We start from the raw sequence: 19,770 nt of genomic DNA on the forward strand, positions 1-19,770 counted from the left end.
TTAAAGGTAAAAAAGCGTGCAGACCAGCAACGACCCGCACACTACGCTGCCAATGCAGCGTCATTCCCTTACGTTAAAAGATACCGTAAAAGTGGAAACACTGCAAATCGCAGCTCACCACTTCATATTCTCCGGCTTGTCAGGCCGGACGCTGAATCTTTGCAAGCGATGGGGAAGCAGTCAATACAGCCAGCAACGAAAGCAGCCCACCAACAACAAACGGGATCGCCGGCCCCCCCAGTGCATAGAGCCCGCCTGCAACCAGCGGCCCAAGCACACGCCCCAGGCCCGCGATCCCCTGCGCGAAGCCCTGGGTCTCGCCCTGCACATCTGAAGGCGTGGCAAACGAAAGCAGGGTGGAAACCAGTGGCGAAACCGCTCCATCTCCAATACTCAGAATACCAAGCGCGATAAGCAAGAGTGCAAGCTGATGACTGAACGCCAGTACGAGCAGCCCGAGCGCCAGGCATACCATACCGCCGATCATTACAACGTTCTCACGCCAGCGCCGCACCAGCTGCCCTACCAGCCCACCTTGCATGATCACCACAATGACGCCTATATACGTAAACACATAAGCGTTCTGTGATGCCCCCCATCCAAACTCATGCTGCGTAAAGAGGGCAAAGACTGACTCCATGCCGGTAAAAGCTACGGTATACAACAGATTGACAAGGACAACCGACAGGATCAGCGGGTAATGCACCGCGGTACGCCAGCCAGAAAACAGCACATTGATCCCTCGCTGCTGTGCTTCCTCCTTCACGCTGCTACGCTTACGCGTCTCAGGCAACAGGAATAGCACCAGCACCATATTGAGCAAGGCAACCCCGGCAGCGATCCAGAATGGCAGTGTCTGATTCTGCTGTGCCAGCACTCCGCCAAGCGCAGGACCAACCACAAAGCCAAGACCAATAGAGGCCCCGATGATTCCCATGCCCCTTGCTCGCTCCTTCGGCGCAGTGACATCCGCGACCACAGCCTGCGCAGAACCAATATTTGAAGCGCCCAGACCTCCGATAAAGCGAGCAAGCAACAACACCGGAAGCGACCCTGCCAGGGCCGTCAGAGCAAACGACAACGCCTCGATCACCAACGAGAGCAGAATGATCGGTTTACGCCCGTACCGGTCAGAAAGGCTTCCCAACAGCGGGGTAAACAGGAACTGAGCCAGCGCATACAGGCTTGAAAGCATGCCAACCATGAAAGCATTCGCGCCAAAATGTTCCGCCCAAAAAGGAAGTAACGGGATAATCAGTCCAAAGCCTGTGAAGTCTATCAGCACGGTTAAGGCCATCAAGGAGATAGCCGTGCGTTTCTGCTTTTCCATACTCTAACCTCGTCCTTTTATTAAGTCAGATTTGACTTAACTCATAAAAAAGAGCAAACCTTCTGTCCCTTTCTATGCTTTCGTCTCTGGAAAAAGAGTTACGCTTCGACTTGCTTCCGTTGAGAAGAACAGAGATGATCGATTGCTCGGCGCAGCCAGTTCAGCTCCGCATCCAGCAATGTCAGCTTATGATCATTTACCAGCAAGTGAGCGGGATCTGGAGAAGAGAGTCCTTCCATTTGCTTCACGACCGAGAGGCGGAAACTGTTGACAAGTTGATAACGCTTTTCCAGCAGAGCCCTGGCTTCCTCGGGCGAAAGATAGCGCAGGAAGAACAAACAGGCGTCGATATCTTCCAATCCGGGAGTATAGCGGCTGATCGTATCTCGTAAGAGGCTATAGAAATACTGACGTCCTTTTTCCGTAATATAGTAGACGTCACGCTCGCGCAGCGCAACATCATCGTGGGCAGCACCGGGCCCTGGAGCCTCCACTGACTCTCGGCGAATCTCCAGGTAGCCATCATGCGCCAGACGCTCCAGTTGATAATAGATGGTTGGCTTCTTGATAAAGTTTGCCAGCATCTCGTGATGGTTTTCAATGACCTCTCTGATCTGCTGTCCATACATTGGCTTTTCCAACAGCAGGCCAAGAAGCATCACTTGTTTATACATGGTTACAGCCGCCCTACTCAGTCAAATCTGACCTATTATATCGTTGAAAAAGGCGAGGCGTCAAGGCACGCTTATCGCCCTGCGCTTCGCCTTTTCTGCGCTCCTGTCAGACACGACGCCGTACAATCATGCTCACGTTATCACGCGGACGCAGCGTCAGCGTATTGGAAGGATTGGGAATAACCTGTTGTCCCGACACAAACTCAAACGACACGCGCTGTGCCAGCGTCGCCAGTAACAGCGGTCCCTCCATCATAGCAAAATGGTTCCCAAGACAGATACGCGGTCCGGCTCCAAACGGCAGAAACGCATAGCGCGGGATCAGCTTTTCACGTTCTGGCCCAAAACGTTCGGGCTCAAAGCGTTCGGGATCAGGAAAATGTTCAGGATTGCGATGCATCACCCATGGAGCCATCAGCGCAACCGTATTCTTGCGTACGCGGTACCCATCAATCAAAACATCTTTCAGCGCGGTGCGAGTAAACGCATAGGCTGGTGGATACAGACGCAACGCCTCTTTGAAGACCTGAACCGTGTAGGGAAGTTGGGCAAGAGCGTCATAGGTCGGCGAACGGCCCTGCAAAACAGTGTCGACCTCCTGACGCATCTTCCGATAGCGCTCGGGATTTTGCGTCAGCAGGTACCAGGCCCAGGTAAGCGCCACGGCAGTCGTTTCATGTCCTGCCCCAAAAAGCGTTAGCGCCTCCGCAATGATCTGATCCTCATCCATCGCGCTCCCATCATCATAGCGGGCACGCAGCAAGAGTGAGAGCACGTCATTGCGCTCATCCAGTGGCCGCATGCGCCGTTCCCGGATCATCTGGCGTAGACGATCCTGGAGCAGTCGGGCAGCAGTACGAACCTGCGCATGGCCGGGAAGAGGCCAGCCAAGCGGTAGATGAATCAGGCGAGTTAGCTCCTTCCCGACATACGAAAACATCATGGTAAAGGCGTTTCCCAACTCATCGGTCTCCTTCAAAACATCCGCATCAAAGAGCACCTTCCCAATAATGCTCATGGTGAGATCGGTCATCGCATGGTTGATCAGGATTTTCTCCCCATCCTGCCACTGCCGTTGAATCTGCTCGCTATATCGCACCATCGTATCAGCATAGCTGACAATATGCCGTGGCTGAAACGGAGGTGCCATAATCTTGCGCTGTCGTCGATGAAACTCCCCTTCGCTGCTAAAGATCCCATCGCCAACGACTGCCCGAAAGATGGTATGTATTGCCACTCCTTTATCAAAATCATAGCCATGCTCTACCAGAATACTGCGTACCTGTTCAGGCGCAAAAAACGCCACACCCGGGAAGGGCCCAAAGTGAAACCCGACCACATTCCCATGTTCCTGCCACAGCCGCATATAGAAGTTCAAACGGTCTCTATTATGCTCAAGCAGGCTCCCCATCAGGGGATTCTCTTGCTTGAGAAAAGGAATCTCCTTTTCCTGCGTAGAGAGTGCAACCATTGTGTGTTCTCCCATTTCATCATGCATCACGTTGTTATCTGGAACACTTCACACTATAGCAGCAGCACACTTGGGAATGCATCGAGAAAAAGATGGATCTTTTCCTCCAACCTGCTCCTTCCGGTTTCATGCACAAAAGAGACGACAGAAAATGGAGAGCATTACAAGCAAAACGTTCGATATCTTTCGATCCTGCTCCACCTTTTGGGTAACTTTTATCGCGTCGGACATCCACAAAAGAGAGGGAGATTTGCGTTTAGTGTCTCAAAAGCGCATTGAAAAATCAAGTTATTTCGAGGAAGCACGAAACTGTGGTAGCTCACGCAACCACGATCACACTTTCTCGGTCCGGAGAACCCGTCCCTTGCTTACTGCTATAGTGTCATGGTTTTGAAGAACTGTTGAAGGGTGAAAAGGCAGATGATAAAGCTCACATTTAAACACGTATTGAAAAAGCATCAGGTCTCTATGACTGAAGTATCCAGATATAGCGGTATCAGCACTTTGCTCATCTGGATGATGGTTCTGGGACAGCCGGTTCAGCGAGAGGATGCTGAGCGAGCGCTGGCAGGCTTGAACCGACTCTGTGGTACGACCTATCGGCTGGAGACGCTCAACATGCCTCTGAGCGAGGCAGAGGAAGCGTGAGAAACAGTTCCCCTGCCTGATTGTTTTGCTAGTGAGCCATAAAATCGCGCCAGAAGAGGTGCATGCGTTCGCGCAGTGGTGCATGCTCTGGTTTGCGTAAGTAGGGATCGCTTTGCCAGAGTTTAGCAGCTACATCGCGCGTCAATGAGATCAGCGCGGTATCGCTGAGATCAGCAACCTTCATCTCGGGCATACCACTCTGACGCACGCCGACAAAGTCACCGGGGCCACGCAAACGGAGATCTTCTTCAGCCAGCTTAAAGCCATCATCGATCTGCTCAAAGACGCCCAGGCGCTCCTGTGCATTGATACTGGCCTCAGCGCTCAGCACATAACAATACGACTGATGTTGCCCGCGTCCGACCCGGCCTCGAAACTGGTGCAACTGAGACAGACCAAAACGGTCGGCATCTTCGATCACGATAACAGTCGCGTTCGGGATATCGATACCAACTTCAATCACCGAGGTTGCGACCAGCACATCAAGCTCATGGTTTCGAAAACGATGCATGATCTCATCTTTTTCGGCGGGCTTCATCGCTCCATGCAACAGCCCGAGGCGCAGATGCGGGAAGACCTCCCGCTGGAGGCGCTCATACTCGGCTGTTGCCGCTTTCACCTCCTGTAGCGCCTCCGACTCCTCAACCAGCGGACAGATGATAAACGCCTGTCTGCCCTCCTCCACCTGCTTCTCGATCAATTGATAGGCTTCCTTGCGCCGTGCGCCGGTACGCCAGCGCGTGATAATCTTCTGCCGACCGGGCGGAAGCTGATCGATCACCGAAACGTCCAGATCGCCATAGAGGGTCAGAGCCAGCGTGCGCGGGATTGGCGTCGCGGTCATCACCAGCATATGCGGATGGTACCCCTTACGTCGCAAGAGATCGCGCTGTTCCACACCAAAACGATGCTGCTCGTCAACAATGACCAGACCAAGCTTATGAAAGGTGATATCGTCCTGAATCAGCGCGTGAGTACCAATCGCCACCGCGGCCTCTCCACTCGCCAGCATCTCACGATACTGATTGCGCTCACGTTGGCGCAGGCTTCCCGTCAGCAACACCGTCCGAATGCCGAACGGTTCCAGCATCTTCGTGATACTGCGCGCATGCTGTTCCGCCAGAATTTCCGTTGGTGCCATAATTGCGCCCTGGCACCCGTTGAACGCCGCCATCAACAGCGCGGCAGCAGCCACTGCCGTTTTACCGGCACCCACATCACCTTGAAGCAAGCGACACATCGGCTGACTCTTCGCCATATCCGCGAAAATCTCGCAAATCACCCGCCTCTGTGCCTCAGTAAAGCGGAAAGGTAGGGTTGCCTCAAGCGGCTTATCGGTGGTAAAGACCGACCAGAGTGTTGAGCCAAGCGTAGGTACAGCTTCCTGACGCTCAGGACTCTTGATCTTCGGCAACTCAGAGGAATCAAGAAAGATCTTATCCAGTTCAATAGAGAAAGCGTTCCCCTGTGGAGCCTCGAATTGCCAGCGCGAGCGCCGTTCCTGCATGCCAAGCTGAATCAAAAAGAGCTCGTCAAAGGCCAGCCGTCGATAGGCCGCCTGACGCATGCCCTCATTTTCGGGATAGTGATATTGCGCCACTGCCTGCGAGAGCGTCAGCAGGTTCGCTGCCTGCAACACCGAAGGGGGAAGATGTTCAGGAAGCATCCCGGCATAGCGCTTGACCACATAATCAGTAAAACGTCGCAAGGCCTTCGCATGCAGGCCTTCGGTCAGGCTATAGACCGGAACCAGCCGCCCGGTGTTGAGCAGCTCGTTCTGTTCCGGGAGTTCATGACTCCGGACATTAAAGTAGACTTTGTTCCCGAGACGCTGCTTGATACCGGTAACAACAATATAGCTTCCCTTCGCCTTTTGTAGTTGCTTTTCCAGATAAGGCTGATTAAACCAGTTTGCATAGAGTTTGCCATGTTCGTCGGAAATTTCGGCAATAGTGCGTGTTCGGCCTCCGCTGGTGCGCTTTGTGCTCACCTCCCAGATCAGGCCCTTTGTTGTTGTCAGCTCATCAAACGGAATTTTGTTGATAGGAGTCAGTCTACTATAATCACGATGCTCACGCGGGAAATAAAAGAGAAGATCCCGCACCGTACGAATATTCAGGTGATTCAGGCGCTTCTTCACCGTCGGCCCCACGCCGGGAATAGCGCTCACATCGGCACTCAACAGCGTTAAAGCAGTATGCCCTTGAGACATGCCCGCTTCCAGTTGGATCTGGTTCTGTGGCAACGGTGGGGGCTCCTGCATCTTGCGGATAACCGGCTCCGGTCTGGCTTCCTTCGGTTTTGCCTCTTTCTTTACGGGCGCAGCAATCGGCTCCGCTTCTTTCTTCACGGGTGTAGCGACTGGCTTTGGACCGGAGTCCAGTTCATGTAATAGGGCCAGCACCGCCCGCAAACTTGATGCACGTTGCTCCGGGTCACGCTGATGATACCCCTGAAGCAACTGGGCAAAACGGCGCACAGGAGCGGGATCTATACCAGCAGCACTACAGGTCTGAACAGCCTCCGAGGTCCAGTGAGAGGCAAACGCTTCAAGCCCACCACCCAGAATGGCCTTATCCCGATACTGTGTGCGCTGTTCCAGTTGCAGCACCTTACGAGCGCGCTCTATATATGGAGATAAAACATGTTGCTTTGACTGTTTTTCCATACAAATCTTCTAACTGCTCAGGGATTCACTCCCCAATAATAGAAGGAGAGCGAGACAAAAGTCAATGTGACATTTGTCTATTCTCCTCCTGACAACAACGTGAAATACATAACAAGGCCAACTACCCTGTTACGCCAGAAACAATCCCTTGCACTTATAATTATCTATCGTTTATTGTATAAAACGGAAACTCTGCTCACCTGGATAAGAAAGAAAGGGCATCCCACAATGAGAGTTGAATCTTTCATAGAGAAATTCAAAGATGGCTGGGAAACCGCAACACATCATCCATTCCTTGACGCAGTGCGGAATGGAACCCTGAACGACCAGGCCTTCAATGCATGGCTTGTTCAGGATTATCACTTTGTCGGCTATGAAATGAAATTCCTGGCCTCTTTTCTCACCCGTGCGCCACGTCCTGCGCATGCAGCGATCATACGTTGTCTTGCCTCACTGGAAGCAGAGCTAACATGGTTCGAGGGCCTGGCAAAAGAGCGTCATTTGAATGTGTATGGTCCAGAACATCCGGTCACACAGCAATATGGAGCGCTCTTTAAACAGTATGTTCAGGCACCTCCACCCGTCATTCTCACCATTATCTGGGCCGTGGAACGTGCCTACCTGGACGCCTGGAAAAGCGCCCTTCCGGGAGGACCACAGTTCCGTGAATTTGTCGAACGCTGGACCTCACCGAGCTTTGAAACATTCGTCGGCGTACTTGATGGCCTTGCCTCAGTCTCGCTGGAACGCGGAGGCTATGTTCAGGAAGCAGAGCAGGCTTTCCTCGATGTAGCCCAGATGGAAAAGGCTTTCTGGGATATGGCCTGGTCGGGCGCAGGCGTCTCTTGAAGCTGCGAGGAGTCATGGTTCGCGCAGTAAAAACCGCCACCATCCAGACCGCACATCCTGCTCGGTACCTGCGCACTCTGAGCAGGTATCCGCAACCAGAACACAAGCGTCGCCCAAACAGGCATGTACTGCGAGGTCTCTGCCTCCTGATAGGACTTCTCTTTCTCTGTATGGTGCTGCTCAGTGCCTTTCCCGGCGATCCGCTGGCCCAACAACAGGCCGAACAGAGCAGCAAAGCACTCGCGCAGGAGCTCCGGTATGCCCGTAGTATCGGGATTCCCGACGCCTACCTTCAGCCAATACTCCGCCGCCAGCGGGTTCTGGACAACACCCATGCGCCGCTCGCCTTCTTTACAAATACACAGGCTGTAACAACCTATTATACCAATCTACAGCAGAGCTACCAACTCCTGCTAATCCAACTCCACGGTATCGAGGAACAGGCCCCACAACGACTGAGCTACCAGGCGAACCGCGACCTACAGGCGCTCAGTAGTCTGCTCAACCAACGCGAGGCACAGGGTTTTCTGGAAACTGAGCGCTTCAAAGAGGTGCTCTCTCAATATCGCCTGCAACTAGAACAGGCCCGGCTTCCCGGCGATTTTGTACAGGTCAGTGCCAGCATGCACGATACGATGCAGGCACTACAGCTACTCGGTCCTGTTCATGACCAGCTCAACCGTCTCCAGACCACCATTACCTTGCTTGCACAGGTTGGTGTGAAAGTCGATACGCTCAAGACTTACGAACAGAGCGACAAAGCCAACCTGCTAAGTGCCCAAACCGCCAGCGATTTCACTCGTCTGTTGCAGCAGCTTCAGAACCATGTTCGCCTGGGCAATGAGCTTACCGCGCAACACATCCAGGCTATCGGGCAGGTGAAGCTTCAGCAGCTTGCCGAGGATCTGGAACGGCTGCAAAGCTACCATGTCGATATCAGCGTCTATCGAAAGCGGCTGGAAGCGAACAGAGAGGCTTTCAAGCGGGCCTCCTCACCCGCCGAATATCAGCAGGTCGCACAGCAAATTGAGCAGGATAGCGCCGCGCTCCGTCTTCCGCTGCTCCGTGGGGAGGCTACCTATCGGCTGAACATCCTGCGCGACGAGGTCCAGCGTTGGGGTCAGACCCACCGGTATCAAAATGCATTTGACAATACTACCTACAGCTATGGATATGAGTACAACGATACACATGGGTTACTTGCCGAGTTGAGAGCCAGCGTCCAGCGGGCAAAGAACGCGGATGACTATCAGGTTATCATTGATCTGCTGAAAAATGCCCGGGAACACTTTCATGCGATGCAGAACAACGCCAGCAGCAAAGAGCCCTGGAATCAGGTCCATAGCACCGATCTCCACCTGATCCGCTTCTATCATCAGGAGCAGGGACAGGTGATTGTGGTCTCGCTACTCGAACAAACAATGCGCGTTTATCAGGAGGGGAAGCTGCTTCGGGCCTTCCGCGTCACCACAGGGCAATATGAGCGTCCAACGCCACCCGGGTACTGGCCGATCTTTCTGCGCCAATCCCCGACACGCTTCACGTCTCCCGAGCCTCCGGGTTCTGCCTTTTGGTATCCCGACACCCGAATCACATACGCACTGGGATTTCGTGAGGGAGGTTACTTTATTCACGATAGCTGGTGGCGTACCGAGTATGGGCCGGGGACCAATTTTCCGCATGCCGACGCAGGGGGTGAGTTTGCGAGCAATGGCAGTCATGGCTGCATTAACCTGGCAGAAGCGGACGCGGGCTGGCTCTATCAGCATACAGCCTACGGGACACCACTGCTCATTTATTAGAAACGCGTCAGTTCGTAACCACGAGTACGCGTCGTTTGACAGGTGAAAAGGACTTCTGCTATAATCTACGCGCACTCACCCAGTCCGGCAATAACAGACCGGGATTTTTATTGTTGCGATAATCCCTATACTATCTAAAAGAACAGAAGCAAAAAGTCAGGGCAAGAAGTACACCAACAGATAAGCGCATCCCAGAATCCTTGCGGTGATGCCGCTTATACTGATCGAAGCCCCCGTAGTTCGTCAAGGAGTACCATTGTCCGTTCGTTAAAGCCGGTGTCGAGGCAGATATTCGGGGAGGAAATCTTCACATGCCAAACAATAAAGCTGCCGAAAAGCGCATGCGCCAGGAAGAGAAGCGCCGCGCACACAATCGCAGCGTGAAATCAACTGTCAGGACCGAGATCACCAAAGCGCGTCAGGCAATTGCAACGCCTGATCTGGACGCGGCTGCCGCAGAGGCTGCTGTTCGTGAAGCGATCAGCGCACTGGACAAAGCTGCAAAGAAAGGTGTACTGCACAAGAACAACGCAGCACGCCGCAAATCTCGCTTGATGAAGCAACTCAACGCAAGGTAATACCTGCGCCCAATGCACTGCAATCGTGGATTCCGCTGCCCCTCCGGGAAGCAGCGGGAGTTATGCGTGTCTGCGAAAAGCAAAGAGCGCACAGGAGGTTTTAAGGGATGGCTGATAACAAGGTCGTAACGAAGCCAGCAGGGCGGGCGCTATTGGCCGCTGTTGAAAGTGCTCAGTTACGCAAAGACATACCAGAAATTAAATCTGGCGATACAGTTCGCCTGCAGGTCAAAGTTGTTGAAGGGAACCGCGAGCGTCTTCAGCCTTTCGAGGGTGTTGTGATGCGCATTCGTGGTGGCGGCGTCAACCGCAACTTCACCGTTCGTCGTATCACCAATGGTGTTGGTGTTGAGAGAACGTTCCTGATCAACTCGCCTCGTATCGAGAAGATCGAAGTACTGCGCCATGCGCGTGTACGCCGCAAGCAACTGTACTATCTGCGTGGCCTCACTGGTAAGGCTGCACGCCTGAAAGAAGTTCGCCCGATGACTGCCGCACAGGCTGCTCAGAAGGCCGCGAAACAGGAAGCACGCACCGAAGCCCAAAGTGAAAACGCCTAAATCGAGCACAACTCGCTCTACTGGAGCGATCACAGCATCATTAGCAGAAGAAATGGCCCTGTTCGAGCAGGGCTATTGCTTTATCGCCGGGCTTGACGAGGCTGGAAGAGGATGCCTCGCGGGCCCGGTGGTAGCCGCCGCTGTTATGCTACCTCTGGAGAAAGGAGCCGAGACCCTCAGCGAGCTCCTGAGGGGTGTGAATGACTCCAAACAACTCAGCGAAGCCACACGCGAAAGCCTCTACGATCGCATCATGCAAGAGGCGCTGGCCGTGGGTGTTGGCATTGGTTCCGTTGAACTGATCGAGCGCTACAACATTCTCCAGGCAACCAAGCGAGCAATGCGGGTCGCACTGGATCAGCTCTCTCCCGCACCACAGGCATTACTCCTTGATGCGTTAACCCTCCCCAATCTTACGCTCCCACAGCGCTCGCTCATTAAAGGGGACGCACGCAGCCTCTCTATAGCTTCGGCCTCCATTATTGCGAAAGTCACCCGCGATCGCCTGATGCGAGAGCTCCACCAGGAATACCCGGAGTACGGCTTTGACCGTCACAAGGGCTACGGCACCGAAGCCCATATCGCGGCCATCAAGCAATATGGTGCAACGCCTCACCATCGCAAAACGTTCTCTCCGATTCGCGAGATGCTCTATGGGCTCTTTGCCGATTTTGAGTGATTCCAGCTTGTCCCCCTGGCCGGGAAAGCGGCGCATCTTCTCCTGTTCCAGGCTCGCATTGATAAATTCATGTGGTTACGATATCATAAAACAACACTTTTTTTTGCAGGGTGAAGTTTTCAGTTGACGATACATTTTCCGTGGCATATGGTAGATGTATAATCACAGTCAATGCAAATAGAAATACAAAGGAGCATACAGCATGGATGACGGAAACCGCCAGGAGGTCAGGCAGCGAATTGCGCTTCCCGGAACACCGTTCCCCACAATCGAAGGACACCGCCCTTATGGTCGCAGAGAGCCGGTGCGCGTACGCGAGATCCCCTCACTGTTGCTCAAAGAGCGAATCATCTTTGTGCCTCCAGTCATCAATGACGAAATAGCCAATATGCTCATCGGCATGTTGCTCTACCTTGATAGCGAAGATGCCACCCGTGATATTGCTATGTATATTAACTGTCATGGGTCACTTGAGGGGCACCTGTACTATGGACTGGGGGTCTATGACACCATGCAGTACCTCAAGTCCGATATCACGACCGTCGGCGTCGGCGTCGCACGTGGTGCAGCGGCGGCGCTGCTAGCCGCAGGAACCAAAGGAAAGCGTTACATGCTGCCCAACGCAAGCGTGATTCTTCACCAGCCGCTGAGCGCGGTAAAGGGTCAGGCGCGCGATATCGAGATTCAGGCGACCGAACTGGTACGTCAGCGCCGCTCATTCTACGAGATTCTCGCCAAGCATAGCGGTAAAACCTATGATGAGGTGGCTCAGACAGCCGACCGCGTGAACTACCTCACCGCAGAACAGGCTGTTGCTTACGGTCTGGCCGACGAGATCATCAAGCGGGAAGAGACGCAAGCGTAAACGTGAGAAGGAGAAAGCATGGGCACCGTTTTTAATCCAAATGATCCCAAATGGCGGAAAGAGGCTCTAGAGATCATCGAGAAGAGCAGCGCCAACAACCCGATCTACAGGCCGTCGTTTGTTGAGGACGTTATGCGCATCACCAACGAATACTATGGTGGTGAGTCGTATGATGTGTCTATGACGATCGATGATCTGTTGCTCAAAGACCGCATCGTCATGATCGGCAAGCCCATTGACGATATCGTCGCCTACCAGACCATTCAGGTTCTGCTCTACCTACAGAGCGAGGATGCCACCCGTGACGTCAGCATCTACATCAACTCACCAGGAGGAAGCGTAACCGCCGGTCTGGCGATCTATGACACCATGCAGTTCCTTGAGGCCGATGTCTCGACGTTCTGTGTGGGTATGGCGATGAGTATGGGTGCCGTGCTACTGGCAGCAGGAGCACCGAAGAAACGCTACTGCCTCCCGAACTCCACTGTCCTGATTCACCAGCCGCTCGTTTCTGGCGGCATCGAGGGTCAGGCCAGCGATATCGAGATCGAGGCCCGCGAGATCATTCGCACCCGCGATCGCCTCTATCAGATTCTGGCCCATCATACCGGACAGACCCTGGAGCGAATCGCAGCGGATTCGGACCGCGATAACTATATGACCGCGCAACAGGCCGTAGACTATGGTCTTGTGGACGAGATCCTCGTTCCTTCCTCCAAAGAGGATGAGGAGAAATAAGCAGATCATTCAGGGAAACGAGTCGGGTTACCTCCCTGCTCGTTTCTCTGTCTCCTTAGATGCCCCTTTCACTCCCCCTTTTTGCTACTTGACAGCCGGGATAGCATTGTTGATAGCAAAAAAATGGTTGTAGAGGAGCATAATGGCAGAATATATCTGGGGTCGCAACCCCGTTCTCGAAACCCTGAATTCTGGCAGGGTCATCAAGCGCATCTTGCTGGCAGAAGGTTTGAAGGAGGGAGGCGTTATCTCCCTGATTAAACAGGTCGCGGAGAAAAAGCGCCTGCCCGTTGAGGTTGTGCCACGCTCACGGCTCGATCATATCAGCAAGGGCGCGGTTCATCAGGGCTGCGTCGCACAGGTAGAAGAGCGGCAGTACGCCCACGTTGACGATATCCTTGAGCACGCCTCCATCAAAAACGAAGCCCCCTTTATCCTGATCCTTGACGCGATTCAGGACGTCAATAACCTGGGCTCTCTTCTGCGCACAGCCGAGGCCGCCGGCGTACACGGTGTCGTGATTCCTGAGCATCGCGCCGCCGAGGTCAATGCGACCGTAGTCAAAACCTCAGCCGGAGCCACGGAACATATTCTGATCGCCAAAGAGACGAATATCACTCGGACGATTGACTATCTGAAAAAGCAAAATGTCTGGGTTGTGGGATTGGCAGGAGAGGCACAAACAGTTTATACTCAGGCTAACCTGACCGGCCCGCTGGCAATTGTCGTCGGCAATGAGGGGAAGGGCATCAGTCGCCTCGTACGCGAGCACTGTGACCTGCTCATCAAGCTACCCATGTACGGCTACATTAACTCGCTCAATGCGGCAGTCGCGGGAAGCATCGCGCTCTATGAAGCGCTCAGGCAGCGAACAGGAAACGAGCAGGGCCGATAAGCAGCCCTGCTACCTCGCGCACCCGGTGAAAAGGTCAAGGATCTGTTACATGATTTTGGCTCCCTACGTCATATCATAATGATCGAGGCTATTTGCTCAGGAGTTATAGAACGTGATAAAGCTATTTCATAAGCGCTTCTTGCTGCTTTTCTTTGGTTGTCTGGTTGGACTCTCTCTCCTGGCCCCACTTCAGCCAACCCCGGCGCATGCAGCGGGCCAGGTCCAGATTACTGCGCCAATGGTTGAGGGTGCCGCCATCGGGCACGTTGGCACACCCGTCACAATTGCAGGCACCGGCTTTGACAATCAACCCCAGGTCCTGCTCTTTGTGACCACTAATGCTGACCCCGGTCAATGCAATCCGGGCACTGCACCCGGTATGACCCCCTTCTCGCCATCGACGGCCCCCATACAGGGGGGCGCATTTCTCGTCAATGCAACCTGGCCCGCTAACGCGGCAACCCCCACCACGCCATACTATATCTGTGCAATTGTGGGAACTACAGGCACGCTCTCATCAAACGCCTATACGGTGGCTCAGGATGTCAGTATCACACTTTCCCAGCCCAATATCAAACCAGGCGATCAGGTCACAGTCACCGGCGCGAACTGGGTTCCCAGCCAGGGAGTCAATATCAGCATTCTCAATAGCGGTGGTTCCCCTATTCTCACTCAGACCGCGCAATCATCCAACGATCGAAATGGAGCGTTCAGCGTGACCTTCTCCATTCCATCGACGACAGCGCCCGGAACCTATAGCGTGCTGGCCTACGCTCCCGGCAACCCGAGTGAGCACATGAAAGCAACCGCACAGCTTACGATTGCAGAGGCATCTCCAACCGCAACAGCCGAGCCCTCCCCAACCGCGACAGAGGAGGAAGTGACTCCCACCCCGGAGGCATCCCCGACAGCAGCCGTCACTCCAACTCCGACATCAACGACCTCTTCTTCAGGTGGCACCAGCCCCATCAGCATTCTGATCTATGTTTTTGGTGGCATTGGCGTTGTACTGGTCATCGTTGGCGCTATTCTCTATATCGTGTTTTCCAAACAATAGCCCCTGTTCCAGCAAAGAACATCGGGTATCGCTCTTCATCTTGAGGATACCCGATTTCGCTTTCTAAGCCTCCCGCTCAAACACTGCTTTCAAGGCTTCGGCAACCTCTCGATGAGCCTCCATCGTCTTATCAAACACTGTAAACATACGGAAGAAGCTATGAATCATGCCCTCATAACAGCGATACTGAACGGGAACTCCGGCCTCCTGTAAGCGGTCGGCATAACGTTTCCCATCGTCTCGCACAGGATCATAACCAGCGGTTAACACCAGCGCGGGAGGAAGTCCGCTGAGGTCAGGAGCATGCAGAGGCGCAACATAGGGATTCTGCCACTGGGAGGGATCGGGCAGATACTGTTCACAGTACCAGAGCATATCATGCTTCGTCAGGGAATAACCAACCTCGAACTCGCGATAAGAGGCAGAGCCACTTTCCGGGTGATCGGTCACGGGATAGATCAGCACCTGAAAGACAAAGTGGGGCGCTCCCATTTCGCGAGCCATCAGCGTGACTGCCGCCGCCAGATTGCCCCCCGCACTATCTCCACCGATTGCCAGCCGTTTCGAGTCGATATGGAGCGTCTCGGCATGCTCAACTACCCAGACCGCTGCAGCATAACAATCTTCCAGGGCTGCCGGAAAGGGGTGTTCCGGGGCCAGCCGATAATCAACCGCGATCACCACACAATGTGCCAGATTCGCCAGCGAACGGCAAACCTGATCGTGCGTCTCAAGGCTGCCGATCACCCAACCTCCACCATGTAAATAGATCAAGGCCGGCAGTCCCTCCTCATCAGCCGGGGTGTAGATCCGAACAGGCAACGGACCACCAGGGCCGGGAATCACTCGGTCCTCCACCCCGTGAACCGGAAAAGGCTCACCCGCTGTCTGAAGTGCGGATTGCACTGCCGCCAGGCGTATCTCTTCCAGGGTGGGTTCAGGTCCACCACTTGTTTTATCTGGCAGAGCCTGAAGAAAGGTCGCAACCTGTGGATCAAGTGTCATTGCCCGAGAATCCTTTCTGACATGTTAGAATGAGAGATATTTAAAAAGGCGCTCAGGGATAGCGCGAACAATCAGCATGATATAGCGCCAGAACCAGGGAGTATAGACAACCTCTTTGCGCTTTTTCATCGCCCGATACACATCTTCACCCACAGTCGACGGCTTCGCGAAAAGCAGCCCTTTGCGCATATGAGCGGTCATAGGCGTATCCACAAAGCCGGGCTTGATCGTCACTACCGCAACTCCGGCCTTTGCCAGCCGACCGCGCAGCCCCTGCAAAAAGAGGCTGACAGCTCCCTTTGCCGTGCCATAGACATAGTTACTCCTGCGGCCCCGATCACCTGCTACAGAGGAAATGACCGCAATTACGCCCTTGCGGCGCCGCTCAAAATAATTGGAGCTGATTGTAAGCAAAGAAATAACGCTGAGCGCGTTGCGCTTGAGTTCCTCAAACGTCTCCTCAACACTGGCCTCACATGCCCGCTGATTACCCAGTGTCCCGTGGGCAATCAACAGCATATCAAACCCTTTCAGAGTCTCAATAGCGGTATCCAGCATCTCTTGATGGCGCTCAAAATCCAGCACATCCAGCTCAAAGAGCTCGACCCGCTGTGCACCTCGAATCCGTAAATCGGCGGCCAGGATCTCAAGCCGCTCTCTGTTCCGTGCGACCAGAAATAGTTCAGCGCCATCTCTGGCAAAGCATTTCGCGGTCTCCTGTGCAATCGCGGAGGTTGCCCCTACAATGACCAGTTTTGTCATATCTTCTTTTCCCATCCATTCTCCCGCGTCACACGACGCCAGAAGCTCGAAGAAAACTTTGGATCAATATACTGCTCAAACGTCTTCCACTGCGGATAGGCACGCTGAAAATCATCGGCTCGCATGCGGGCATCCTTCGCCGGGTAAATACAGCCACCAGCCTCTCGAACCATCGCATCAAGTCGATCAAGCAGTCGCAAGGTTTTTGTGCCATGATTGGCAAAATCCAGGGCCAACGTCAGCCCGGGGCGCGGAAACGAGAGCATACCGGGAGATTCCACATCCCCGAAAGACTTGAGCACTGTCAGAAACGAGCCCTCACCCGAGCGGCTGATGCAGTTCATGATCGCCTGCATCACCTCGTAGCCCCCCTCAAAGGGCACCACAAATTGATACTGGAAAAAGCCGCGCTTCCCATACATCCGATTCCAGTGATGAATAGCATCCAGCGGATAGAAAAACGAGTCGTAATGCACCGTCTTCCGTACATGCTTCACGGACTGCGCATGATAGTAGAGCCGGTTAAAGGCATGGATGCTCAGGCGATTCAGCGTGAACGACGGGAAATCAAACGGGACTGTCAGAGGGAGCCGCGACCGCCGTCGCTGAACGACGCGTCGGGTAGAGGTATCATGGTTGCCCCGCATAAAGAAGCCACGTCCAACCTCATTCTTGCTTCCCAGACACACAACCCAGGAGACCGTATACTCAAAGTCGCGATCGGAAGCAGTCGCCAGTTCGCGATACTCATCCAGCGAGGAGAAGCGGATACGATCCATCACGATCAGGGGGCTGTGGATCCGCTTCAGCCGAAACTCGGCCCAGAGAATGACGCCGGTCAGCCCAAGCCCGCCAATGGTCGCACGAAAGAACTCGCTGTTCTCGGTTGGCGAACAAATCAGGCGCTGTCCATCGGAGCGCAGCAGCTCAAAACGTGTGACATGACAGCCGAAGGTGCCAGCCTTATGATGGTTCTTGCCGTGTACGTCATTAGCAATCGCCCCGCCAATCGAGACATATTTCGTTCCGGGCGTTACCGGCAAAAACCAGCCCCGAGGCACGATGACATCCAGTACCTCAGCCAGCGTGACTCCCGCCTCACAGCAGAGCAGCCCTTGCTCCTCATCAAAGGAGAGAAAGTGGCGCAGGTTACTGACATCAAGGGTAATGCCATCCTCGTTCAGGCAGCTATCGCCGTAACTTCGACCATATGCGTAGGGCAGCACCGGACGCTCAAACATCGCCAGATCCGGGATCTCATCGCGCCAGTACACTGGAACCACCCGTTCGGGCCTGACCTGCGGAAAACGCCCCCACGATTGAGGATGATTGTTTGCAGCCATCTTATTCTTGTCCATCTCTACTGTCTCAATTGAGAAGATATCCCATTGTACCAATTTGTGAGAAAATAGAGCTACTATTCTAGCCCGAAAGGTATTGAAAGAAAGATGCATGTCGTTGTGTTTGCGGGTGGAACGTTTCGCCCCGGAAGTGCCTGCAACGAAGCTCTCGCCAGCGCAGACCTGATTATTGCCGCCGATAAAGGGGCAGTGACCGCGATCCAGCAAGGCTATCCTCCCGATATTATTGTAGGCGATTTTGATTCTCTTCCTCCTTCGCTGCAAGCACATGCGCCCGAACTCATCCGGGTCGCAGCCGAAAAAGACGAGACCGATACTGAACTTGCGCTAATGACTGCACGCACGCATGGGGCAACCCGCATCACCCTTCTTGGCGGACTGGGTGGAGCGCGCTTCGAGCATACCGTTGGCAACATATTACTCATTGCCGATCCAGATTTCGCGAGTATCGACCTCAGGCTTGCTGATGGTCCCTCGCTCTGCACCGTTGTTCGTGGGCCGGGCGAGCTCCATATTGAAGGGGAACCGGGAGACCTGTTCTCGCTCTTTCCGCTGACCATGAGCGCGGAAGGCGTGCGCACACAGAATCTCTACTACCCGCTGAAAGGCGAAACGCTCACCTTTGGCAAACCCCGCGGTATCAGCAATGTGCTGACAGCGACACAGGCGACCGTGACGCTGGAGGCAGGCATTCTGCTGGCAATTCACACCAGGCAGGCGGAATTACAGGAAAACCCGGAAGCATAAATTGCTCCCGGGTTTCTCCCTATTTCTTCGGAGGCAAGAAGTCATTGGTATAGAGGGTATTGATTTCCAGTCGCTTGACCGGCTTGCCGGAGGCATCCATCACGGCGCCAGCCTGAAGCATAAAGCGCGGATAGCCTAACCAGACTTTCGGCTCCTGCCAGCCCCACGGCTGCCCGGGGTCAGCATAGTACTGACTCTGATATTTCTGGCTGGCAATCACAAAATCAGGATCGGGGAACGCATCCTTGCCACCCAGTTCAATAAGCATCTTCGCAGCATCTTCAGGATGTTCACGAGCATACTCATACCCCTTCGCCGTTGCTGCCATGAACTTACGCAGCACGTCGGGCTTCTCCTTCATCTGCCTGGGGCTGGTAATAAAGGTCGGCGTGTAGTAGTCGGGAATACCGTGATCTTTGATCGGGAAGCGGATCAGCTTCAGTCCCTCGCGATCAGCTCGGACTCCGTCGACCCCCTCAAAGATCCAGGCGAAATCGATCTTCTTCTGCTTCAGAGCATCCATGACATTGGTATTCACGATTACGTTCTTAAAGTCGCCCTTCCCGCCATCCTTCTTGATAATCTCACGCACCACAGCCTCTTCATAGGGAGCGCCAAAACCGCCATATATTTTCCCATCAAGGTCACGAGGGCGCTTGATCCCGGAGTCAGCCAGTGCAACCAGTTCAGACGTATTATGCTGGAAAATAGCGGCAATTGAAGTGACCGGCTGACCGGCTGCGGCATCGGCAACCACACCCTCCATTGAGCTGATCCCGATATCAGCCTTATTGTTGACTACAAGCGTATCTGGCGTGGTATTTGGCGAATAGGGCAGGATTTGTAGATCAATTCCCTGCTCATGATACCAGCCCTGTTTCTGGGCCACATACACGCCGGTATAGTTGGTATTTGGTGTCCAGTCGGGGGCCAGCGTCACCTTGACCATCTCCTGTGGCCCCCCCTGTGTATTACCACGTTGCAGCCAGAAAAAGAGCCCGGCCACGATTGCAATCAACAGCACCGGGATCAAAATACTGGCCAGCAGGCGCATTCGCTTACTCATAACAAAAGAGAACTC

General features: G+C 54.0%; 19 protein-coding genes. 11 read left to right on the forward strand and 8 right to left on the reverse strand.

Annotation, left to right across the window (positions count from 1 at the left end; translation table 11 throughout):
• Positions 1-139: 139 nt before the first annotated feature.
• The 3 genes from KTH_RS18995 to KTH_RS19005 form a co-directional block, all read right to left on the reverse strand.
• Complete coding sequence (locus tag KTH_RS18995) at positions 140-1,330, reverse strand: MFS transporter (RefSeq protein WP_111318992.1); 1,191 nt, start codon at positions 1,328-1,330, stop codon at positions 140-142.
• A 98-nt stretch (positions 1,331-1,428) separates the two neighbouring features.
• On the reverse strand, positions 1,429-2,004 hold the full coding sequence (locus tag KTH_RS19000) for a PadR family transcriptional regulator (protein WP_111318994.1): 576 nt from the start codon (positions 2,002-2,004) through the stop codon (positions 1,429-1,431).
• Between the two features lie 106 nt (positions 2,005-2,110).
• Entirely contained in the window at positions 2,111-3,490 is a 1,380-nt protein-coding gene (locus KTH_RS19005; RefSeq protein ID WP_497620501.1) for a cytochrome P450, read from the reverse strand.
• A 453-nt stretch (positions 3,491-3,943) separates the two neighbouring features.
• On the opposite strand from KTH_RS19005, the gene KTH_RS19010 reads away from it, so the two are divergent.
• On the forward strand, positions 3,944-4,123 hold the full coding sequence (locus KTH_RS19010; RefSeq protein ID WP_111318998.1) for a hypothetical protein: 180 nt from the start codon (positions 3,944-3,946) through the stop codon (positions 4,121-4,123).
• Between the two features lie 28 nt (positions 4,124-4,151).
• Here KTH_RS19010 and recG read toward each other — a convergent pair whose 3' ends face one another.
• Entirely contained in the window at positions 4,152-6,791 is a 2,640-nt protein-coding gene (gene recG / locus KTH_RS19015; RefSeq protein ID WP_497620503.1) for an ATP-dependent DNA helicase RecG, read from the reverse strand.
• 228 nt (positions 6,792-7,019) lie between these two features.
• Between recG and KTH_RS19020 the strand changes: the two genes are divergently transcribed.
• The 9 genes from KTH_RS19020 to KTH_RS19060 all read left to right on the forward strand — a co-directional run bounded on the left by KTH_RS19020 (position 7,020) and on the right by KTH_RS19060 (position 14,814).
• Positions 7,020-7,640: a TenA family protein gene (locus KTH_RS19020; protein ID WP_497620505.1), complete on the forward strand. Its 621-nt coding sequence runs from the start codon at positions 7,020-7,022 to the stop codon at positions 7,638-7,640.
• 14 nt (positions 7,641-7,654) lie between these two features.
• On the forward strand, positions 7,655-9,442 hold the full coding sequence (locus KTH_RS19025; protein ID WP_497620507.1) for a L,D-transpeptidase: 1,788 nt from the start codon (positions 7,655-7,657) through the stop codon (positions 9,440-9,442).
• 311 nt (positions 9,443-9,753) lie between these two features.
• Positions 9,754-10,020, forward strand: coding sequence for a 30S ribosomal protein S20 (gene rpsT, locus KTH_RS19030; protein ID WP_111319005.1), 267 nt, complete (start codon positions 9,754-9,756; stop codon positions 10,018-10,020).
• 107 nt (positions 10,021-10,127) lie between these two features.
• The gene (gene rplS / locus KTH_RS19035; protein ID WP_111319006.1) at positions 10,128-10,580 is read left to right on the forward strand and encodes a 50S ribosomal protein L19; all 453 of its coding nucleotides are present in this window, start codon (positions 10,128-10,130) and stop codon (positions 10,578-10,580) included.
• Positions 10,567-11,259: a ribonuclease HII gene (gene rnhB, locus KTH_RS19040; protein ID WP_497620510.1), complete on the forward strand. Its 693-nt coding sequence runs from the start codon at positions 10,567-10,569 to the stop codon at positions 11,257-11,259. The genes rplS and rnhB overlap by 14 nt, the downstream gene beginning before the upstream one ends.
• Positions 11,260-11,461: 202 nt before the next feature.
• Entirely contained in the window at positions 11,462-12,124 is a 663-nt protein-coding gene (locus KTH_RS19045) for an ATP-dependent Clp protease proteolytic subunit (RefSeq protein WP_111319010.1), read from the forward strand.
• A 132-nt stretch (positions 12,125-12,256) separates the two neighbouring features.
• Complete coding sequence (locus tag KTH_RS19050; protein ID WP_371859997.1) at positions 12,257-12,862, forward strand: ATP-dependent Clp protease proteolytic subunit; 606 nt, start codon at positions 12,257-12,259, stop codon at positions 12,860-12,862.
• 142 nt (positions 12,863-13,004) lie between these two features.
• Positions 13,005-13,757, forward strand: coding sequence for a 23S rRNA (guanosine(2251)-2'-O)-methyltransferase RlmB (gene rlmB / locus KTH_RS19055; protein ID WP_111319014.1), 753 nt, complete (start codon positions 13,005-13,007; stop codon positions 13,755-13,757).
• A gap of 112 nt (positions 13,758-13,869) precedes the next feature.
• Positions 13,870-14,814, forward strand: a complete 945-nt coding sequence (locus KTH_RS19060) for a hypothetical protein (RefSeq protein WP_497620513.1) — start codon at positions 13,870-13,872, stop codon at positions 14,812-14,814.
• Between the two features lie 63 nt (positions 14,815-14,877).
• Here KTH_RS19060 and lipP1 read toward each other — a convergent pair whose 3' ends face one another.
• The 3 genes from lipP1 to KTH_RS19075 are packed head-to-tail and all read right to left on the reverse strand — an operon-like array spanning position 14,878 to position 17,924.
• The gene (lipP1, locus tag KTH_RS19065) at positions 14,878-15,819 is read right to left on the reverse strand and encodes a LipP1 family hormone-sensitive lipase (RefSeq protein WP_497620515.1); all 942 of its coding nucleotides are present in this window, start codon (positions 15,817-15,819) and stop codon (positions 14,878-14,880) included.
• Positions 15,820-15,843: 24 nt separating this feature from the next.
• The gene (locus KTH_RS19070) at positions 15,844-16,581 is read right to left on the reverse strand and encodes an SDR family oxidoreductase (protein ID WP_111319567.1); all 738 of its coding nucleotides are present in this window, start codon (positions 16,579-16,581) and stop codon (positions 15,844-15,846) included.
• Positions 16,578-17,924: an FAD-binding oxidoreductase gene (locus KTH_RS19075; protein ID WP_111319020.1), complete on the reverse strand. Its 1,347-nt coding sequence runs from the start codon at positions 17,922-17,924 to the stop codon at positions 16,578-16,580. The genes KTH_RS19070 and KTH_RS19075 overlap by 4 nt, the downstream gene beginning before the upstream one ends.
• 105 nt (positions 17,925-18,029) lie before the next feature.
• On the opposite strand from KTH_RS19075, the gene KTH_RS19080 reads away from it, so the two are divergent.
• Positions 18,030-18,689 (forward strand): thiamine diphosphokinase, encoded by a 660-nt coding sequence (locus tag KTH_RS19080; protein WP_111319022.1) that lies wholly within the window; start codon positions 18,030-18,032, stop codon positions 18,687-18,689.
• Positions 18,690-18,708: 19 nt separating this feature from the next.
• On the opposite strand, the gene KTH_RS19085 is transcribed toward KTH_RS19080, so the two are convergent.
• A complete protein-coding gene (locus KTH_RS19085) occupies positions 18,709-19,755 on the reverse strand; it encodes an ABC transporter substrate-binding protein (protein WP_111319024.1) in 1,047 nt (348 codons plus the stop codon).
• Between the last annotated feature and the right edge of the window lie 15 nt (positions 19,756-19,770).

This window comes from Thermosporothrix sp. COM3 (assembly GCF_059696735.1).

Bases quoted from the DNA above. Each gene is read 5' to 3' on its own strand.
- rlmB (WP_111319014.1), top strand. From the start codon at position 13,005: ATGGCAGAATATATCTGGGGTCGCAACCCCGTTCTCGAAACCCTGAAT.
- KTH_RS18995 (WP_111318992.1), bottom strand. From the start codon at position 1,330: ATGGAAAAGCAGAAACGCACGGCTATCTCCTTGATGGCCTTAACCGTG.
- KTH_RS19045 (WP_111319010.1), top strand. From the start codon at position 11,462: ATGGATGACGGAAACCGCCAGGAGGTCAGGCAGCGAATTGCGCTTCCC.
- KTH_RS19050 (WP_371859997.1), top strand. From the start codon at position 12,257: ATGCGCATCACCAACGAATACTATGGTGGTGAGTCGTATGATGTGTCT.
- KTH_RS19020 (WP_497620505.1), top strand. From the start codon at position 7,020: ATGAGAGTTGAATCTTTCATAGAGAAATTCAAAGATGGCTGGGAAACC.
- KTH_RS19005 (WP_497620501.1), bottom strand. From the start codon at position 3,490: ATGGGAGAACACACAATGGTTGCACTCTCTACGCAGGAAAAGGAGATT.
- KTH_RS19075 (WP_111319020.1), bottom strand. From the start codon at position 17,924: ATGGCTGCAAACAATCATCCTCAATCGTGGGGGCGTTTTCCGCAGGTC.
- KTH_RS19070 (WP_111319567.1), bottom strand. From the start codon at position 16,581: ATGACAAAACTGGTCATTGTAGGGGCAACCTCCGCGATTGCACAGGAG.
- recG (WP_497620503.1), bottom strand. From the start codon at position 6,791: ATGGAAAAACAGTCAAAGCAACATGTTTTATCTCCATATATAGAGCGC.
- KTH_RS19080 (WP_111319022.1), top strand. From the start codon at position 18,030: ATGCATGTCGTTGTGTTTGCGGGTGGAACGTTTCGCCCCGGAAGTGCC.
- KTH_RS19010 (WP_111318998.1), top strand. From the start codon at position 3,944: ATGACTGAAGTATCCAGATATAGCGGTATCAGCACTTTGCTCATCTGG.
- lipP1 (WP_497620515.1), bottom strand. From the start codon at position 15,819: ATGACACTTGATCCACAGGTTGCGACCTTTCTTCAGGCTCTGCCAGAT.
- KTH_RS19025 (WP_497620507.1), top strand. From the start codon at position 7,655: ATGGTTCGCGCAGTAAAAACCGCCACCATCCAGACCGCACATCCTGCT.
- rpsT (WP_111319005.1), top strand. From the start codon at position 9,754: ATGCCAAACAATAAAGCTGCCGAAAAGCGCATGCGCCAGGAAGAGAAG.
- KTH_RS19000 (WP_111318994.1), bottom strand. From the start codon at position 2,004: ATGTATAAACAAGTGATGCTTCTTGGCCTGCTGTTGGAAAAGCCAATG.
- KTH_RS19085 (WP_111319024.1), bottom strand. From the start codon at position 19,755: ATGAGTAAGCGAATGCGCCTGCTGGCCAGTATTTTGATCCCGGTGCTG.
- rplS (WP_111319006.1), top strand. From the start codon at position 10,128: ATGGCTGATAACAAGGTCGTAACGAAGCCAGCAGGGCGGGCGCTATTG.